Here is a 591-nt window from a genome sequence, read left to right as displayed (position 1 = left end):
GGATTTAAATCATACAAAACATCAGCYTCTATATTGAGTGGYGTTGAAGCCATGCATATGSTCAAAAAAGAACAAATTGATTTGCAGGACCAGCCTGTCTAAAATCAGAATATTTTTATGGACCGGCTGTTTGGACTAACTGCTTAACAGGTGATTCCGTTAGGGATCCTTGATTCTTTTTTACTTATCATTTTTCACACCAGAACCATACATTCTATCAATAAGAGAAATATGTAATTATGCATATCTTTTTTTATTATCTCGATAGTATCAAAACTTAATATATAATTAAAAGGTTTTTTAATGGATTGATAAGGAGATGCGAGTATGAAGAAAATCATAGGACTTATAGTATCATTATTTTTATTATTTTCTACTTATGCACCAACGTTTACAGAAGCAGCCGAAGCTTTAAATAAAGTAGGCTGGGTGAGGAAAATAGAGAGCCTGCTCGTAATGAGTAGAGCTTTTTTTATAACGTTTCTTTATAGGAAATCTTTTATATATTCATTATAGATTATATTCACAATTTCAGTCCTTGATACGTCTGTAAAAACGTATCAAAAAGTATACTTTTTAATTAATTAAGCA

General features: G+C 30.3%; 1 protein-coding gene. It reads left to right on the top strand.

What is annotated here, in order from left to right:
* Positions 1-327: 327 nt before the first annotated feature.
* Positions 328-516: a hypothetical protein gene (locus tag AC1DTM_RS30755; protein ID WP_016105469.1), complete on the top strand. Its 189-nt coding sequence runs from the start codon at positions 328-330 to the stop codon at positions 514-516.
* Positions 517-591: the final 75 nt, after the last annotated feature.

The sequence above is a fragment of the Bacillus sp. P4_D3 genome (assembly GCF_056401855.1).
Note: the sequence above shows the minus strand (reverse complement) of the source record. Positions and strands in the feature narration are given on the sequence as shown.

Coding starts and splice junctions, on each gene's coding strand:
- AC1DTM_RS30755 (WP_016105469.1), top strand. CDS start 328: ATGAAGAAAATCATAGGACTTATAGTATCATTATTTTTATTATTTTCT.